Source organism: Methanolacinia paynteri, from assembly GCF_000784355.1.
GTDB classification, from domain to species: domain Archaea; phylum Halobacteriota; class Methanomicrobia; order Methanomicrobiales; family Methanomicrobiaceae; genus Methanolacinia; species Methanolacinia paynteri.
Map to the genome: position 1 here is coordinate 1 of NZ_AXDV01000005.1, position 18641 is coordinate 18641.

Sequence of the window (18641 nt, forward strand, 5' to 3'; positions counted from 1 at the left end):
CCGCCGCCGATGCTCATGGAACAGCGGATGTTCCCCCGCACGGAGGCGGACCTAAGGCGATCACTCCTGTCGACCGGCAGACTTTTGCCGGTATTAACAGGAGACTGATTGTTACAAAAGGAGAAGACTTCATACTGACCGGCTGTGCATCATGCAGTGCCGCATGTTATGCCGGCCAGCTCTCAGACTGTTCACCGTTCTGGACGATCAACGGAATTCCCGTATGCAGGGACGGAGATATCTCACTTGACGGAGAGCATGTTTTTTCAGGAATTATCGCATCGCACCAGAATTTTGTAAATACTAATTAATTCCTGAATTTTTTTCCCTGCGAATAATTAAGGATCTGAAATCAATTCTGGCGTGACCATGCCGCCGGGTCCGGTCCCGTGAGTTCCCTGCTCCGACTTTTCTTTATATTCTTCTCTGCACGAGAATTCATCCAGATGAGCAAAGCAGTTAAAATTGATGAAAACGGCGACACCCTGATTGATACGGCAGGGAGGATCAAGTCGGTATCCGGGCATGAAAAAATCATCCAGGATCTGACAGTCCTGCTCCGGTCGGTAAAGGGTTCCCTTCCTTTCGATACCACGTTCGGGATAGAGGATTTCCCGGAGATGAATAATCCCAGCTCCAAAATTATGGGAAATGCAGTCTATGCAGCTATTCTCCAACATCCCGAAGTCAGTGATATCAGGGACCTTCAGGTCTCGAAAGAAGGCAGAATGATGTATGTTTCGCTTACCGTTCTCCTGAATGACGGAGCGGATGTAGATATGGAGATGTTAGTATGACTGATTATGGTGTAATTTCCACGGGATTCAGGACGAAAACATATGATGAAGTCCTTGAAACGATGATTGAGAATGCCGGACAGATCTTCGGCTATGACATGGACCTGTCCAATAATACGATTCTCGGCCAGAAACTCAGGTCGACGGCCGTGGAGATCGCGACCCTCTGGCAGGAGCTGGAAGGTGCATATTATTCCGCTTTCATATCCCAGGCGGAGGGCCAGAGCCTCGACCGCATTGTGGCCCTTGTCGGGATTAAGAGGAACACGGCGTTAAAAGCGTCAGGGATTGTAACTTTCTCGGTCAATGAAGCCATTGAAACGGATGTCAAAATCCCGTCGAGAACGATTGTCGGAACGGCGGATGAATCGATCCTTTTCGAGACCCAGGAGGACGTAATTCTTTATGCAGGCGAGACATCGGTTGATGTTCCGGTCGTTGCACGGGAGGCGGGATCTGACGGGAACGTGTCGGGCGGAACCATAAAGAAGCTTGTTACTTCGATGTCGGAGATCGATTCGATCACGAATTCATCAGCAATTACCGGCGGCGGAGATGCCGAGACGGACGCGAAGCTGAGGATCAGGGCGATGACCATGAAACCGGCTGCAAAGGGAACTGTCGCGGCACTGGAATCCGCCCTTCTCGCCCTCGACGGTGTCATGGATGTTAATGTCGTCGAGGATACGAATTCGCACTCGGTCGATATCGCCATCGCGGGGGGAGATTCGGGGGAGATCTCGTCTGTCATCGAAGAGACACGGCCTTGCGGTATCCCGGTGACATGGGATTACGCGACAGGAATTTCAATCGACGTAACCGTGACGGTAGTCAGGATAAGCAGTGCGACGGAGGCCGCCGTCCAGGCACAGGTTGCGGATGCGGTCTCGAACTGGCTCTATGAAAAAGAGATCGGAGAGGACCTCTCGTACTACAAACTCCTCCTGGCAATCTCCGGGTGCAGCTATGTATCGAATATCTCCTCGTTGTCGATCACCGACGGTACAAATATCGCCGATACGGTAGGAGAGATTCTCCCGGTTGAAGAGGATAAGAGAGTCGGTGAGGGTATAATCACGGTGAATGTCGTATGACCGGCAGGGCGTTTTCAGTTTTACGGAGATTGTCCTCGGCTTTCCGGCAGGATACCGAAAGCAACAACTACAAACTCGTAAAGATCAATGCAGACGAGCTGGACGAGATCGATGCGGTTATCGACGACATTATCCAGGCCCACAACCTGGAGCATTCGTCCGGGCAGAGCCTTGATTTTCTGGCCGAACTTCTCGAACTTGAACGGAACGAACGATCGGATGACGATTTCAGGGCATTGATCGCAGCAACGGCGGTGTTCAGGAAATCCAACGGAACGATAGCCGATATCAAAAACGTGATCTCCCTGATAACCGGTGTTCCGGCCGGTGATATCATCGTGCATGAGGTCGGAGACAACTCGTTTTCGATTGAGCTGAAGAGTATCAACCGGAATGCCTTCAGCCTGACGATCTTCAATGAAAATGTCGATAAAACCAGGGCTGCAGGAGTGAAGTATCTCGCTGAAGATCTCGTGATGATCCTAAATGACCTTTGGGAAGTTCACAGGACCAGGGAAGGCGGGCTGATCTATATCCGCACATCTTCTTTCCAGTACGGCCTTTCGACATTTGGTGAAGCTCTCTATGGTGATCCGTGCGAGAACCATCTCGTCTCTCCGGGGACTGTGACATTATTCTAATCAACGCTATAATCCGGGAGATCACAGAATGCTATTTAAAATTCGGGATTTATACCCGACTTTCCTTTTTCAGGTGTACGGAAAACAAGTTAACGGAGTGAATAAAAAATGACAGCAGAATGGAATACAGCGGCGGGATTAGAGAATAACGCCGAGATGATCAAGACCTTTTATACGCACATGGTTTTTGATATTGGAGATATCGCAGAAGAAGATGCAGCCCCGGCAAATGAAGTGTTCCGGGTCGCAGTGTCAGCGGTGAGAAACGGACAGGATATCGAGTGGTCAGCAACGGTAAACTATGGGGTTTGTACAGAGGACACCGTAGTAAGGGCCCTGTGGATGGTCGGAAAGGATGCAGGAAATAACGACGTTTTCCTTGCCTGCAACCTGATAAATCCTGTAACGCTGAACCCGAGCACAGGAATGACCTTCAGGTTCCCTTATTCCGTGAGCGGGTACTCGAACTCGGAGGCGTGAAATGCCTGACACGTACACACCGAATCTCGGCCTGATCAAGCCATGTACACGGAAGAACTGGGCCGAGGCGGTCAACGAGAATTTTGAAAAGCTCGGGGTTTTGCATTACTACCATACAGACGGATGGATGTTTATATGCAAAAACGCCATCTGCAACAACGGCGTATGGACGCAACCGGATACAAGCCTTCAGTCGTCTGTAATTGCATTGGGAAATGATGGTTCGTTCACACTTCAGACATGTCCCGCCGGCCATTCAACTATCCCATCATGGACGCAGGTAGCCTCATTTGGAAATGACGGATCGCTCACTCTCGCCGGAGGTCTAGCAATCTCAAGTGGGGGGGCATCGATTTCCGGAAATCTCTCAGTCTCAGGAACGATAACTGGTAATATCAGTACATATCTCATGCTCTCATTAATCTCAATTAATGCCGATAAAAATTGGAATACTAAAAATATCTCAAATATTGGAGGTTTGAATGTCTTAAGGGTTGTGGCAAGTTCTGGGACAGGAGTTACAAAATACAGTGCATTATCGAGTGAGGTTGGATATGAAGGTTCAGGCACTTTATTTTTACAATTTAATGTTCCTGAAGGTTACTGTCCTTTTACAGACAATGTATTTAAGGTCTCAGTAGATGAGAAGGTCGTGTGGTCAGACAGGCCAGGAGGTCACCAACTGTATGTAAACGGAGGGCTTGTATGGTCTACTGCCGATAGTGTAAGTTCAACAAATTACGTGACATATACCCAAGACCTGACTCTCAAATCTGGTGACGTTGTTCAAATGTATGTACATAACTATCATTTATACGGACAGACTTATTTTAAGGATTTCAAGATTCAATGTGATGAGGAATCCAAAGAAGTTACTATTGGTTCTCTGGGGCATGTAGCGCCGACATGGACCTAACCCGACTTCCCTTTAATACCTCTTTTCCTCAATCTCTAAACCGACCATGACTTATGAAATCGTAGCTGCAAGTATATGCACTGCACTTGTAACGGTTGCAGGAATGGCGATCATAGCATGGATCAACGGAGCACCGGCGAGAGCCGAGCAGAAAAGAATCACGGAAAATGACCGGGCCTTTACAAGATATCTTGAAAGGGGCCAGAAAATCGCAAAAAGCGACAACGATCTGAATCGCCAGTACGGCATAAACGTCCCCGCACATTCAGGACCCGGCATCGCACAGGTGCTCGAAGAGATCCGGCAGGCAAAGACGGATTTCCAATCAGTCAAAAATGCCTGGACCGATAAAAAACAGGAGTGAAAGAAAAAATGTTTGGATTTTTCGGAAACGAACAGAAAAGAATTACCGAAGACGATCGTGCATTCACACGATACATTGAGCGTGCACAGAGGATCGGAAAATCAGACTGCGACCTCGCTCGTCAGGCCGACACGACAAAGGACATCATAGCAGGAAGAGAATCCTCATCCTGGAATGAAGAAGCCCAAAAACTTCAGCCTGTAAACTAAACCCTTTTTTCTGCATATTATTCCACCAGGGATAATTTTTTTTGATTTTGATTTCTCTTCCACCCAGCTATTATGACTTACAATTCATGTAGATCGTTTTGTGATAGGCTTGCGGGGATGGACAAGCATCCCCGCTGGCGCCATTTTCAATATTTTTTCAGCCCTAGGAACTGTAATCATATAATACAGAGTTCTGTCTATCGCATATACTTCCTTGCGAAGATCGTGATGAAAGCGGCCCACATAAATGTTCCAAAGAACGCCTCGACCAGTGCCAGCCCCTGCCATGCCGGAGAAATCTTGTACCCGCCGAACCCTGGTGTCATTGCCGTAGTCGTGCTGAAATAAAAATATTCGATAAATTCCGATCCCGGATCAAGCGTTTGATAGCTGAAGTATATTATCGCAAAAGTGAAGATGAATAAAAACCAGATACAAAAAGTTCGCAAAGGCTTCACGCCGTATCCGAATATCAATTGGGCAAGGACATATTCCGGCCACCTGAAAATTTCAAGTTTTTGCTTTCGCTTTCCCTCCATTTCTCGATAAAAATAGTTGTCGGCCTCGTGATTATCACCGAATTTAATACATTGGTTTTTTGCTAATCGACAGGCATTTTCCTGAGCTTTAGGAGACGAAAATTTGGCATCTCTGAAATCTACGATTCCTTTTACATGGGTAAGAATATAGTCTGCATCGCCGGATAAAGAAGCACCCCTGAATAGAGCACTACCGTCTATTTTCGACTTATGAAAAGAGAGCTCTCCGCCGATTTCTGCCTTGTAAAACGAGGCATCTTCATTAATTTTAGCATATGGAACCAAGACGTCTCCATCGACTTTTGCATATGTAAAAAAGACACTCCCGCCAATTTTTGCATCTGCAAAAAAGGCATCTTTGCCGACATTCGCATATGTAAAATCAATATTTCTACCGATTTCCGCACTTTCAAACCAGGCAAATCCTCCAATTTTTGCATTGGTAAACAAGGCATTTCCGTCAATTTTTGCTTTTTTAAACCAAACGCCCTCAATGACCTTTATTTTATTGAAATTAATATCTCCGTCTGTCTGAATGATGTCTTCATCTTTCGGAAGAGGTGATCCAAAAGAATACAGTATCGCACCCTCGAAATTGAAATCGTCAGAGTTCACCTTTTCCTTCGTTTTTTCCTCTTTCATTTCCTTAAGACGCTGATACTCCGGGTCTCCATTATCCTCCGGAAAAGGAGTATGCAGCACACAAAAAGAAGACCCTCCTATCGGAGGCTCCAGACATTTTTTTCCGTTTCGAAAAGTATATTCACACAAAAATTATCACCACATTTTCACGTAGATATCGGGATACAAATGCATGATATTGGGATTGCCATGAGGCACCATAAATGTGAGGACACACCACCTGAGAAAAATATAAGCCATATAAAAATTACTATTACCCCAATTAAGGCAGGGAAGATCCAACACGAGATCGGGAGGCCCCTGCAACAGGAATTAAAATTCCAGGGATTCTCCAGGTAAACAATCGATCAGTACCCAAAATATGCAGCAGATTGGCGGACCGGAGAACACATCAACAAATCGATTTTTTTTCTCAAAAACAAAATTGAAAATTTTTAAGGAGGAAAAAAATGTCTCTTAAAATCGGTTCGAAGGGGGAACCCGTCCGCGAACTGCAAAGCAAGTTAAAGGAACTCGGATACGACCCCGGAGAAGTAGACGGAGATTACGGGAAATTAACCCGAAAGGCAGTCTCCAAATTCCAGGAAAAGCAAGGACTGGCAATCGACGGCGTCATCGGCCCGGAAAGCGTCAATGCACTCGGAATCAAAACCGTCCTGGAAGAACCGGAACCAGAACGCCTGAAATTCCGCGAATTGCTCCTCTCAAATCCCAATTACTTCGGAAACATCAAAGCGTCCAAGTACAAGGCCGCCAAAAGCAAAAAACAGGACACATCCTTCGAGGAGCTCAAATGTCTCGGATATAACCCGGAATTATCCCAGCTCGAAGCCGTAATCCACATAAAAAAGGACTACGGTTACGGCGGGGACATCTGCTCCTCTGGCACCCCCGAGTATGTACGGTTCTATATCGACTGGAACAACGACGGAAACTGGAAGGACCTGGGATTAGTAAACTTCACCGCACACGACATCCCCGGGGAAAAACCGCTGGAATATGCCGTCACGCTCGACATTATCCCGAAAAAGAAGTTGTGCCGAATCGAAAATCTCCCGAAAGTCAGAGCGATCCTTTCATGGAATCACCCACCGGAGCCTGATGATCCGAATGCAATTCCCGTATGGGGCAACACCATCGACGCAAGAATCCAGATGGACAAATTGAAATTCCTGCTCCTGAACGATTACTCCGACCTGTTCGATAAATATCCCAATACCATTCTCGAACAACTCGACCTGACAAAACCGTTCCCGGTGAAAGAACCCCAAAAATATACGATCGCCGAACTGGCAGAGATCTATAAAGGCACCGCCGTCCCCGCAAACAGGTTCGCCTTCACCCACATCAACAAACTCCTGGCCAAACCCGCAATCCCCGCACCATTAACACTCGAACTCAGCGACTACCTCTCCAAATTCGACATCAAAATCCCGGAAATCATCAAGGAACTGGCAAATTTCGACGGCAACACCAATTACGAAGAACTCAGGTGCGTCGGTTACGACTCCTCCCGGAGGCTGCTGACAGGCGTCCTGACGATCAAACTTCCGGGCGGGTATTCCGGCGGCCTCTGCACCAAAGGCAGCACTGAGTATGTCGCATTCTGGGAGTACGACGAGATCGAAGCCGTCTGGTTATATCTCGGCACCGAATCCGTCAATGTCCACGATATCAGCAGCATACCGAAAGAAGATCTCCAGTATGCCGTATCCCTCAACGTCGACCTAAGCCATCACCGCCGCCCGTGCACTTCCGGACCAAGCGAAGTAAAGATCCGGGCCATACTCTCATGGGAAGTTCCGCCGCCGCCCGCCAATCCCAACTGGGTCCCGAAATACGGAAACCGTGAAGAAACCCGCATCCTTATCAAACCCGGCCCAGTTCCAACAGGAGAGCACACGCCATACATCGAAACCGTAGGCAACATGGCCGTCTGCGACATCAGCCAGGCAACCGGGCTTGCAACCGGAAACGGAATAATCTCCGCCTTCTATGCAGACAGCAGTCCGTTCGGCGGAACGGTAACCATTACCGGTTTTATCGACAATCCGCCCGGGGGCGTCCTCGACGGCGTAGCTACACCGGTGAAGTACAAAATCTCGGTCCGGCCGTATAACCCTGCAGACCCGCAGCCGTGGCAGGACCTCAACGACGGCTTCAATGTAAAAGTCCGCATCAAGGACAACGACACCCATGTCCAGGAAGATTATCCGCAGAAGATCGATCCTGCCGACGGATTTTACACCTATCTCGAAGATCCAGGAATAGTCCTGCCCGGTTCGGGGGCGACACGCGAACGCTACTACGTCCTGCCCGTCCTCGCCTACTGGCAGACCGGTTCGAAAACTGGAATCTGGGAGATCCTCATCGTCGCAAAAGACGTCGACAACCCGGAAATTCCGCCGGGAGTACTTCATTGCGGAGCGGACGGAACAACCCGCTGCATAATAAGAATCTGCCTGGACAACGAATATCCCGTACCCCAGATCGGTCTTACAGGGTACCAGCGTGGCGCCGACCCGACAGTCCACCCGATCGGCACAGGTATTCCCGAAAAATGCGGACGTTTCAAGAAAGGCGATATCCTGCACGGAACCTACAGCGTCAGCGACGAACATTTCGGACAGCTGACCCTGGCCGTTTTCCCGGGCGTACCTGCAGGCGGCGCCACCGTGAATCCGCCTGTAAGAAGTTTCGATATCGTGCCCACGGAAGGAGAATCCGGGACATGGACCCTCGATACAAAATCGATGGACCCATGCGGGTACATCATAAGGCTGTGGGTCCGTGATCGCACGATAGTAAACAGCGGAACCATGGGATTCAGGAGAAGCGACGATGTCGGCTTCTGCCTTGAGAAGACAGACTGAAAATAATTTCAAACCACCTTTTTTTTGATATTAAGACAGAAAATCACCTGATTACAGCCTTTTGACCAGTCCACAATTCATATATAACATCCGAAAGATAGGTGTATAAAGCCCCCCCGGCCAACGGAAATCCGGGAATAAAATGGTAAAATAATGCTTAATAAAACGGAAATGGATCTTCTGAGATCCCTCAATACAAAAACCACAAAAAAACACATCGGCCCGAGACTGGCAAAGCTTTCAGTCTTTTATAAAAAGACAATAACCTAGAAAACACCCTTTTTTCCTGAAAACCTTACAAGGATTAGAAAAGTGAAACGGCCGCCGGACTGAGGTCCGTAAGCCTCACAGCGACAATATTGATTCAATTCAACGATAAATATGATAAATTATTCAGAGACCCAGAAAGAGATCACATTAAAGATAGATTCGGAAGGAACCCTTTCGAAATGGAGAGACTGGAGATGGCAGCTCAGCCATACGATAAGAGACCTCGATACGTTCGAAAAGATCACGGGGATCTCGTTTCCGGACGAAAAATACGACGAACTTAAAGAGACGCTGGAAAAATTTCCGCTGGCGATAACACCTTATTACCTTTCGCTGATCGAGACGGAGGACTATGAAAACGATCCGATATTCATGCAGTCCTTCCCTTCGGTGCATGAACTAGACGTAATCGGGGAAGACCTTGCCGACCCCCTCGACGAGGATCGCGACAGCCCGGTTGAAGGGATTACGCACAGGTACCCCGACAGGGTGCTCTTCCTCGTCAGCAACAAATGCGCAATGTACTGCCGGCACTGCACACGAAAGAGAAAAGTCGGAGACATAGAGTACATCCCTGATAAGGACCAGATCAGCAAAGGGATCGATTACATCAGCAACAACCCGCAGGTGAGGGATGTTCTCCTGTCCGGCGGAGACCCTCTCCTTCTCGACGACTCGTACCTCGAATGGATACTATCGGAGCTTACGGAAATCCCCCACGTGGAGATCGTCCGTATCGGCAGCCGCCTGCCCGCCGTTCTCCCGTACAGGATCGACGAAAACCTCGTCGAGATGCTCAAACAGTACCATCCCATATGGATCAACACGCAGTTCAACCACCCGAGAGAGATCACGAGCTCGTCCACCGAAGCGTTAAGAAAGCTCGCAGACGGCGGAGTCCCGCTTGGAAACCAGTCCGTCCTCCTCGCGGGCGTAAACGACTGCCCGAGGATCATGAAGACGCTCGTGCAGAAACTCGTCATGAACAGGGTTCGGCCCTACTACATGTACCAGTGCGACCTCTCCGAAGGGCTCTCGCATTTCAGGACGCCCGTCGGCAAAGGCATAGAGATCATCGAAAGCCTGAGAGGGCATACATCCGGACTCGCCGTTCCGACCTATGTAATCGATGCCCCCGGAGGGGGAGGAAAGATCCCGCTTATGCCCAACTACCTCATCTCGTGGTCCACGAACAAGGTCGTTCTCAGGAACTACGAAGGAGTGATCTGCACCTACAAAGAGCCCGACAACTACGAGTCCGTCTTCTGCAACAGGAAGTGCGATGACTGCACCCTCCAGCTGAAACTCGACAATGCCGACGAGTCGAAGTCCATCGGGATCGAAAAACTCTTGTGCGACTATGACGATACGATCGCCCTGTATCCCGAGAACAACGAGAGGATGGAGAGAAGAGATGAAAAATGACGTTGTTTGCACTATCGGGAATTCGGTAATCCAGCACGGGAAATTAAACGACAGGGTATATCTCATGAAACTCTCACCCGATGATATCCCGGTGATAGTTGCGGAGATGATAGACGGCATTGCGGAAAAATACGGATACTCGAAGTCGTTTGCAAAAGTTCACGGGGATGCCGCAGATATATTCGCAGAAAACGGCTATAAGACCGAAGCCGTCGTCCCGGGATTTTTCAGCGGCAAAAGCGACGGGTACTTCATCTCGAAATATTACCGTCCCGAAAGAGGAGAGATCGAGGAATCCTGCAAAGATGAGATCGAAAGAATACTCGGGGATACGGAAAAGATCCGTGACACGGGAACCCCGGATAAAGACAGAAAAGATCCCGGAATAAGAATAGCCGGGGAAGAGGATGCAGATGCACTCGCCGAATTATACGGCCGGGTCTTCGAGAGCTATCCTTTCCCGATCCATGATCCGGGCTACATCCGGGAGACGATGAACGAGAACATCAGCTATTTCGGCATATGGGAGGACGATATGCTTCTTGCGGCCTCATCGTGCGAGACCGACATCTCCGGCCAAAACGTAGAGATGACGGACTTCGCGGTTTCCCCTGAATGCCGGGGCAAAGGATATGCGGGTCTTCTTCTCGATGCGATGGAGAATGAGATGAAAAAAGACGGGTTCATCACATCCTATACAATTGCAAGAGCGGCACACGAACCGGTGAACCGTCTCTTCGCCCGATCCGGCTACAGCTACTGCGGGACTCTGAAGAACAATACCAATATCTGCGGATCGTTCGAATCGATGAACGTCTGGTACAAAAAAATAGATTGATTTCAGGATGAGCCTGTCTCATCTCTCCAGTAGGGATTTACGAGCGAGAGAAGAACGGTTTTGTCGTTATCATTGTTCCTGAATTCCCGGGAGACACCTTTCGGGATCAGTACTGCCTGTCCCTTTCTCACCGTATATTTATTGTCCCCGGACGAGACCTCTATCTCTCCTTCAAGGACGTAATCGAGTTCGTCCGATCCTGTAAGGACTTCGGGCGGAATCGATGCACCCGGTGAGAATTCGGCGATGGCGATACTGTATTCGGTTGAAACCGCATCGGCAGGCAGTGTCATTACTCCGCGGTTCACGACCGCATGAATATTGACTCCGTCAGACGGGTTCCATTCCTCGTTCTCCTCCGGGTTCGAGATGAAGATCTCCGGGTGGCTCTTATACGATATGTTCCCGGCATCTCCGTCGACCGGGATGTCGTTTTCGTACTTATAATACGGTTGAACAATAGTCAGGTAAACGAGATTGGTGTCGCCCGCGTTCATAAACGACTGGACCGATCCTGCGGGTATCAGGACCGCCCGGCCGGACGAGAGTTCACACTCCTGGCCGTCGATTGTAATCACGCCCCCACCCGAGATAACGTAAATTACCTCATCCGAACCGAGAAGATAATGGAGTGGAGTACCGTTCCCCGGGGGGATAACGACATAGCCGATACTGATATCGGTCTCCTCCGGAATGTTCATCTTTTCAAGAACCGCGGGGGAGAAAAACTCAACCAGGCTTCCTTCGCCGCCGAAGAGAGAAATTCCTTCGAGATCGTTCTGGTCGATTATGTATAGGGTTCCGTTCTGCCCGGAGCCTGCCGGGGTTCCGCCGGAATCCCCTGTCCCCGTGCATCCCGCAATTATGAAAGAAAAACAGGCAATCGCAACTACTGCAAAAATTACCGGATACGAATTCATCAGGAGTAATTATCTCTTTTTTTTGATTTTATTGATGTCGATGTGAAGAGTGCAGGATCTCTCCGTTTTTTATATTGTCTTTCAAACGTGTAGACGATTGTCAGACAAAACTTATAATATATCGGGTTAATTTTCTTTTCGTGGGCTATATAAAAAACAATCTTAAAGTGCCGGGTGCAGGCGCCGGGACTCCCCCGGAATAAACAATTTTGCTCGTAATATGGAAAGGAGTTCTTGAAATGGATAATAAAAATAAAAAACATTTTGTGTTGATTTTGCTGGTCGCACTTCTTCTGTCCGCCACCATTGCAGCGGGATGTACCGGGAATTCAGGGAATGATCCGGGACCGTCCCATACTGCCGGAACGACAACGAACCAGCAACAGGAAGAGACACCGGACAATCAGGTACCTGAAAGTGTCACTACAGCACCCGGTCAAAAATTTTCGGACCCTGTCAAACTCCCGGGTCCAACAACGAGAAGCAATGCAATAAGGCCGAAATATGATTCCGAAACCGAAGAAAAAATTATCGATGAAGCAAAATCCGAGATCCTGCGGGTTTTTCCCGGAGCTGTTTCAGCATCGCTAAATAATTATCACTGGGATTCGAATCGCGTCGGTACATTATTTTTACCTGTAATCGTCTTCGATGGTGTGATTGTAGATAAAGATCAGGCCGGCGACATAAGTGAGATCACCTATGATCCTGAAAACAAGCGGATTGTTTATTGGGGATATGACAATGACGCGCCTGTCCGGGATACAAGCGGAGGCGAAATTATACGGCATGAGGATATCGATATCGAAGAGGACATAATCCCGTTATTTAAAAGAATCATCGGGGAAGAAGAGTATGAAAAAAACAAAGACAATTACTTCATATATACAGCTGACAGCCCGAATGATTACCTGACTACAATTGCATATATCTCTGAATCCTATAAAGGGATTCAATCGTACATGGGCAGGGCCCAGATCTTTTTGAACAGGGCAAACGGGGAGATATATATGTATGGAGACGATTTTAACGATAAGGATTTCTATAACGAAGCAGTGACATTATCTACTGTTCCCGGAATATCTCTTGACGAGGCAAAATCAATTTTAGAAACGAAACTGGATGAAGCTTACCCGGACGACCCCCAGGAAGTGCAGTATAAAGAGGCTGAAAATACAAACTGCTTGAAATGGCTCGATGCGGAAGCTTATATGGACATCGAAAACGGCTATCTGTTAAGCCCAATACCGCTTGCATGGTGGATTTCGTATACTTCTAAAGGATCACGAGCTGAAACGGACAGATATTTGGGGGCGGCTGTCGATGCAAACACCGGTGAAATACTGTCCATGAGTGATCCCAGATTTGTTATTCATGGCAAAAATTACGGCTGATACTGAAGACGTATAATATATCGAACCAAATTTCTTTTCGTGGGCTATATGAAAAATCACCTTAAAGTGCCGGGTGCAGGCGCCGGGACTCCCCCGGAATAAACAATTTTGCTCGTAATATGGAAAGGAGTTCTTGAAATGGATAATAAAAAACATTTTGTGTTAATTATGGTGATCGCACTTCTTCTGTCCGCCACCATTGCAGCGGGGTGTACCGGGAATTCAGGGAATGATCCGGGACAGTCCCCTACTGCCGGAGCGACAACGAACCAGCAACAGGAAGAAACACCGGACAATCAGGTGCCTGAAAGTGTCACTACAGCACCCGGTCAAAAATTTTCGGACCCTGTCAAACTGCCGGGATCAATAACAGAAAGCACTGCAATAAGGCCGAAATATGATTCCGAAACCGAGGAAAAAATTATCGATGAAGCAAAATCCGAGATATTACGAGTTTTTCCCGGAGCTGATCCCTCGTCACTCAACAGATATGGCTGGGACACTAAACTGGCGGGGTCATTCTTCGTCCCTGTAATCACCTTTGTAAATGTGATCCCGGATACGAAAGAGCCTGAAAATATTCTCGGAGAAGTTGCCTATGACCCGGACAAAGGGAGAATTGTTACCTGGTATTACACTTATGATTCACCTATAAACAATAAAAACGGGGATGAAATAATCTCTCATGAATCCGTCGATATAGAAAGAGACATCGTCCCTGTCTTCAGGAAGATGATCGGCGATGAGGAATACGGGAAAAACAGGGATAATTATTCCATCTACCTGGTAGACTCTGTTAATTTTCCCCTGACGACATGTGCATATATACATGAATCTTATAATGGCGTCAGGTCGGACATGGGTTATACCCAGATCTATTTTAACAGGGCAAACGGAGAGATTACGACATATGGGGACGTTTTTAACAAGAAAGAATTCCTAAACGAATCTACGACATCATCGCCGGTCCCGGAAATATCTCTTGAGGAGGCAGAATCGATCCTCGAAGCAAAAATTAACGAACTATATTCGGACGATCCGCAGGAGATAGAGTACTGCGAATATCATAGCGGTGCTGCGGCAGTAGGGTTAACAAACGGTTTGTTCTGGCTTGACCGGAGTATATACATGGATATAGAAGACGATCAATTATTGAGTCCGATATCCCTGGGATGGAGGATCACATTCAAAACGAAAGAATCACGAAGTATGGGGGGCCCTCTCAATGGTGCCCGATATACATATATCGATGCTCACACAGGAGAAATCGTGTACCTGCGTAATGATCGTATCGATATAATCAGAAATGATAACCAATACTGAAAGGAAAAAAAGTTCGTATGCGAATAAAAAAAAGGTGCTTGCTTCCATGTGGGGTTATATTCTCTTCCTGGTTGCATACCCTATTGTCTTTTTCGGGATAGCATACGTGAAGTTCATGAGGATGGATCTCCGGTGACTGCGATATGAAAATCAAAACCGAAGAGAAAACACGAGCCGTTCACAGAAAAGGAGAATCCACCTGGACTCCCCTTAATCTGTTGCTAATCCTGCAGAAAACCGCAACTGAAACAGTCGTTCCAGGCACTGTTTCATGAAAACCCCTGAAAGGGACATGTGCAGCCTGCAAAATCATCCGGATTTACCTGGCCCAAAACTGAACAAGGCTAAAATATTTCTGGGCTTCAAAAGGTATAATATTTCCGATCGATACCTAATCATATTTTTTTGAAGGTCTGCAATACGCACGAGGCAGATCTTCGGGTCGTCTTTTCCCTTTCGCCGTCACTTGATCTTTTTCAGGCATTTTTTTCATATGTTCTGCGTGTAGCAACAATGAAGGTAGATCCGGGTATTTTTCATTTCACTAAAAGGGATTTTTCTCAAACGTGTAGACGATCGTTCAACAAGACGTATAATATATCGAACTAAATTTTCTTTCGTGGGCAGTGGGGGGTACGATATTCCTTCACTGGGGACAGAAAAAATCACTGCCGGACACAGGTTCACTGTTGTTCTGGAGTAAACTGCCCTGCCTTAACAGGCCCCTCTGGAAGGGGTTAACACAACCCTGTAAGAAACCGCAAATGAAACAGTCGTTCCAGGCACTTTTTCATGAAAAATCCAATCGCGATTTCAAAAGACCGGGTTCTCCAAAAATTGCCCGTGATAACTGCATCAGTCATTCGGATTGACCAGACAGGAACCCCTTCAAAAAAAGCGTGAACAAACGGGATGTTTCATCTCCAGACAGTCGGCAGCAAACTATTGGCTCAGCAAAAGAGGAAGCAAACATCCACAAACTCACGCTTAACAGGGAAATCAGAGACGATTTTCCTCTCCAAAAAACTGAAACAAAGGTGAAATTAGAAATGAAAACATTCAATTTCAGAAAACTCGGCATCATCTCCGTGATGATGCTTGTCGGTGCAATGGTCCTAGTTGGATCTGCGAGCGCTTCTACTGGCGATTGGAGTTACGCGACTGGCACTGGCTATAAGGTAGGAGCTTACGGTGAGTACTCAAACTCTATTTATGGATTTATCTATGGAGGTTCAGCTGAAAGCACAGCAGGCTCTAAAGAACTAAAGGTAAATGCTAAAGTGTATAATACAGATGCTTCATCTAACCCGACATTGACAGATAGTGGATTCGGTACAATAATATCGACTACTGTGGCTTACTATAGCCATGATAAGACAGTTGATCTTCACGATTATAATCCATACACAGTGAATTATGGTAAGGTGGGTTCCGGCTATCATTCTGTAACTGATCATCCAGACCCATAATTGGATTATCCGAATGGATAAACCAATTTTTTGTGATAAGCGGAGTATAAAAGATGGATTCTAAAAAAAAGGTCATTGCGACAATTATTATAGGTATAACACTTGCAGCAATCATATTTTCAGGATGTACAGATAAAACAGCCGGTATAGAAGGAACAGACATCGTGACAAAACAGCCTGAAGAAACCGCCGTAAATCATGAAACTGAAAATACAACCATAACATCCGGTGAAAAATTATCCGAACCTGTTCAACTGCCGGGAACTTCAATAACAGAAAGAACACCGGTAACACCAAAGTATGATTCTGAAACAAAAGAACAACTCGTAAAAGAAGCCAAAAATGAAATCCTTCAGATTTTTCCCAATGCATATTCCTCGTCGCTCAATAATTATCACTGGGACTCGAGCCGTTCAGGATCATTCACCGTATCAGTAATCACCTTTGAAGGTGTGATTACAGATACAGACGAGCCTAGTAATATTTGTGAAATAGACTATGATCCTGAAAAAGGGCGTATTGTCTATTGGGAATATGATCATGAAGCTCCAATCCGGGATACAAGCGGAGACGAAATAATAAGTCACGAAGATGTCGACATAGAAGAGGATATAATTCCGATCTTTAAAAGAATGGTAGGGGAAGAAGAATACGAGAAAAACAATGGCAGTTACTATATATACACGGCGGACAGCAGTAACGATCCAATAACAACAATTGCAATCATACGTGAATCCTTCAAAGGGATTAGATCGTACATGGGCAAGGCACAGATCTACATTAACAGAGCAAACGGTGAGGGGTATGTATATGGAGAAAATTTCAATGATGAAGAGTTCTTTGAAAAGTCTGTGACATTATCATCGATTCCTGAAATATCACTTGATGAGGCAAAATCAATTCTCGAAGCAAAACTGGACGAAGTATACTCCGATAATCCGCAGGAAGTTCAGTATGATCCGGACGAAGAGAATACAAACTGTCTGTTATGGCTTGATGCTAGTGCTTATATGAACATCGAAGACGGCTACCTGTTAAGCCCCATACCGCTTGCATGGGGGATCTCATATTCTACAAAAGAATCACGGGCTGAAAGTGATCATTATGCGTTTGCAGCTATTGATGCAAACACCGGTGAAATACTCTCCATGCATAATAGCAAAATTGATATTCACGGTAAAAATTACGATTGAAATAAAAAACGCCAATATGGAAAAAAACCTTCACAAATAAAAGAGAGAGATTTCTATACTTCCAAGGATTCTATCTCTTTTTTGCAGGATTGAAATAATGTGTAGAAGATCGTTCAATAAGACGTTTAAAGAATCATCTGTAATTTTTACTAGTAATCATATGAAAAAACATCCTTCAATGAAGGGATATTTCAGATAACCGGAATCCGGGCAAATTAATAAAATCAACCTTTGCCACATAAATCACTTATTGAATAGTTCAGAAAATGTTAGCTCACCACACAAGAGAACCCTAAACGATCAAATTAAATCGTAAATGGGGGTAAAAATGATATTTACAAAAAACCTCACCAAAGAATACAACGGAAAAAACGCGGTCGACAACCTCAACCTCGAAGTCGGAGACGGAGAAGTCTTCGGGTTCCTCGGCCCCAACGGGGCAGGAAAAAGCACGACCATCCTGATGCTCACCGGGATGATCGAACCTACATCCGGGACATGCACAATCGAAGGAGTAAACGTCGCACTAAATCCGCTCAAGGGAAAAGAGATCCTCGGGTACCTCCCGGAGGATGTCGGGTTCTACAGGAATCTCACCGGGTACGAGAACCTCGACTACCTCGGAAAATTCTACCCCATAGAAAAAAGCGAGAGGGAAGATCGGATCGAGAGACTCTTAAAAAGCGTCAGGCTCAACAGCGTCACACAGAAAGTCGGCGAGTACTCGAGGGGAATGAACCAGAGACTCGGGCTCGCCCTTGCACTTTTAAACGACCCGAAGGTCGTGATCCTTGACGAACCGACCGCAAACCTGGACCCGGAAGGAGTACTCAGGTACAGGGAGATCATAAAAGAGCTTGAAAAAGAAGGCAAAACAGTCCTCATATGCTCCCATATCCTCTCCGAAGTCCGGGCGGTCTGCACGACACTCGGCATAATATCCCAGGGAAGACTCGTTGCAAAAGGGTCCGTCGAAGAGGTCGAAGACGAACTCATCAGGCAGAGCGGAACGAGGCAGAAGATCGTTGTCAAATCCATAAACCCGGAACTTTACGAAGAGATCGAATCGATCAAAAACCCCGACATCCTTGAAATAGAAAGGACAAAGGACGGGATCGAGATCTCCGTCGAAAGTGACATCAGGCCACTTCTTGCAGAAAAACTGAAAGATCACTGCTCCGGTATAACCGAGATGTACCTCGACCGCCCCGGACTTGAAGATTTATTCCTCAAGGTTTACAGGAGGGAATAGAG

The 18641-nt window shown here is 46.8% G+C and carries 19 protein-coding genes; 17 read left to right on the forward strand and 2 right to left on the reverse strand.

The features are described from left to right. From METPAY_RS15055 to METPAY_RS00605, 8 genes are all read left to right on the forward strand, one after another. Nucleotides 1–311: hypothetical protein (locus tag METPAY_RS15055; protein ID WP_048148212.1), on the forward strand; the 311-nt coding region annotated here is incomplete at its 5' end. A gap of 135 nt (nucleotides 312–446) precedes the next feature. Beyond that, on the forward strand, nucleotides 447–797 hold the full coding sequence (locus METPAY_RS00575; protein WP_157198960.1) for a hypothetical protein: 351 nt from the start codon (nucleotides 447–449) through the stop codon (nucleotides 795–797). After that, entirely contained in the window at nucleotides 794–1891 is a 1098-nt protein-coding gene (locus METPAY_RS00580; RefSeq protein WP_048148215.1) for a baseplate J/gp47 family protein, read from the forward strand. Before METPAY_RS00575 ends, METPAY_RS00580 begins: the two co-directional genes overlap by 4 nt. Continuing rightward, a complete protein-coding gene (locus tag METPAY_RS00585; RefSeq protein WP_157198961.1) occupies nucleotides 1888–2532 on the forward strand; it encodes a phage tail protein in 645 nt (214 codons plus the stop codon). The genes METPAY_RS00580 and METPAY_RS00585 overlap by 4 nt, the downstream gene beginning before the upstream one ends. Before the next feature lie 108 nt (nucleotides 2533–2640). Continuing rightward, nucleotides 2641–3012 carry a hypothetical protein gene (locus tag METPAY_RS00590; protein ID WP_048148218.1) on the forward strand — a complete coding sequence of 124 codons (372 nt, stop codon included), beginning with the start codon at nucleotides 2641–2643 and terminating at the stop codon, nucleotides 3010–3012. 1 nt (nucleotide 3013) lies between these two features. Continuing rightward, nucleotides 3014–3928 carry a hypothetical protein gene (locus METPAY_RS00595; RefSeq protein WP_048148220.1) on the forward strand — a complete coding sequence of 305 codons (915 nt, stop codon included), beginning with the start codon at nucleotides 3014–3016 and terminating at the stop codon, nucleotides 3926–3928. 46 nt (nucleotides 3929–3974) lie between these two features. Then, on the forward strand, nucleotides 3975–4292 hold the full coding sequence (locus METPAY_RS00600; protein WP_048148221.1) for a hypothetical protein: 318 nt from the start codon (nucleotides 3975–3977) through the stop codon (nucleotides 4290–4292). Nucleotides 4293–4300: 8 nt separating this feature from the next. Then, a complete protein-coding gene (locus tag METPAY_RS00605; protein ID WP_048148223.1) occupies nucleotides 4301–4501 on the forward strand; it encodes a hypothetical protein in 201 nt (66 codons plus the stop codon). 197 nt (nucleotides 4502–4698) lie between these two features. Here METPAY_RS00605 and METPAY_RS00610 read toward each other — a convergent pair whose 3' ends face one another. Next, the gene (locus METPAY_RS00610) at nucleotides 4699–5682 is read right to left on the reverse strand and encodes a potassium channel family protein (RefSeq protein ID WP_048148224.1); all 984 of its coding nucleotides are present in this window, start codon (nucleotides 5680–5682) and stop codon (nucleotides 4699–4701) included. A 51-nt stretch (nucleotides 5683–5733) separates the two neighbouring features. Here METPAY_RS00610 and METPAY_RS00615 point away from each other — a divergent pair, with 51 nt between their 5' ends. The 4 genes from METPAY_RS00615 to ablB all read left to right on the forward strand — a co-directional run bounded on the left by METPAY_RS00615 (nucleotide 5734) and on the right by ablB (nucleotide 11088). After that, on the forward strand, nucleotides 5734–6021 hold the full coding sequence (locus METPAY_RS00615) for a hypothetical protein (protein WP_048148227.1): 288 nt from the start codon (nucleotides 5734–5736) through the stop codon (nucleotides 6019–6021). A gap of 110 nt (nucleotides 6022–6131) precedes the next feature. Next, complete coding sequence (locus tag METPAY_RS13965; RefSeq protein WP_052418600.1) at nucleotides 6132–8555, forward strand: peptidoglycan-binding domain-containing protein; 2424 nt, start codon at nucleotides 6132–6134, stop codon at nucleotides 8553–8555. A gap of 381 nt (nucleotides 8556–8936) precedes the next feature. Next, nucleotides 8937–10250 carry a lysine 2,3-aminomutase gene (gene kamA / locus METPAY_RS00625; RefSeq protein WP_048148228.1) on the forward strand — a complete coding sequence of 438 codons (1314 nt, stop codon included), beginning with the start codon at nucleotides 8937–8939 and terminating at the stop codon, nucleotides 10248–10250. Continuing rightward, complete coding sequence (gene ablB / locus METPAY_RS00630) at nucleotides 10240–11088, forward strand: putative beta-lysine N-acetyltransferase (RefSeq protein WP_048148230.1); 849 nt, start codon at nucleotides 10240–10242, stop codon at nucleotides 11086–11088. The genes kamA and ablB overlap by 11 nt, the downstream gene beginning before the upstream one ends. A 2-nt stretch (nucleotides 11089–11090) precedes the next feature. Here the strand turns inward: ablB and METPAY_RS13970 are convergent, their stop codons facing one another. Further along, nucleotides 11091–12008, reverse strand: coding sequence for a cupin domain-containing protein (locus METPAY_RS13970; protein WP_052418601.1), 918 nt, complete (start codon nucleotides 12006–12008; stop codon nucleotides 11091–11093). A 239-nt stretch (nucleotides 12009–12247) separates the two neighbouring features. Here METPAY_RS13970 and METPAY_RS00640 point away from each other — a divergent pair, with 239 nt between their 5' ends. From METPAY_RS00640 to METPAY_RS00660, 5 genes are all read left to right on the forward strand, one after another. Next, nucleotides 12248–13402: a hypothetical protein gene (locus METPAY_RS00640; RefSeq protein ID WP_157198962.1), complete on the forward strand. Its 1155-nt coding sequence runs from the start codon at nucleotides 12248–12250 to the stop codon at nucleotides 13400–13402. A 138-nt stretch (nucleotides 13403–13540) separates the two neighbouring features. Beyond that, nucleotides 13541–14725, forward strand: a complete 1185-nt coding sequence (locus METPAY_RS00645) for a hypothetical protein (protein WP_157198963.1) — start codon at nucleotides 13541–13543, stop codon at nucleotides 14723–14725. Between the two features lie 1049 nt (nucleotides 14726–15774). After that, a complete protein-coding gene (locus tag METPAY_RS00650) occupies nucleotides 15775–16194 on the forward strand; it encodes a hypothetical protein (RefSeq protein ID WP_157198964.1) in 420 nt (139 codons plus the stop codon). A 53-nt stretch (nucleotides 16195–16247) separates the two neighbouring features. Continuing rightward, nucleotides 16248–17387, forward strand: coding sequence for a hypothetical protein (locus METPAY_RS00655; protein ID WP_048148237.1), 1140 nt, complete (start codon nucleotides 16248–16250; stop codon nucleotides 17385–17387). Between the two features lie 328 nt (nucleotides 17388–17715). After that, nucleotides 17716–18639, forward strand: coding sequence for an ABC transporter ATP-binding protein (locus tag METPAY_RS00660; RefSeq protein ID WP_048148272.1), 924 nt, complete (start codon nucleotides 17716–17718; stop codon nucleotides 18637–18639). Nucleotides 18640–18641: the final 2 nt, after the last annotated feature.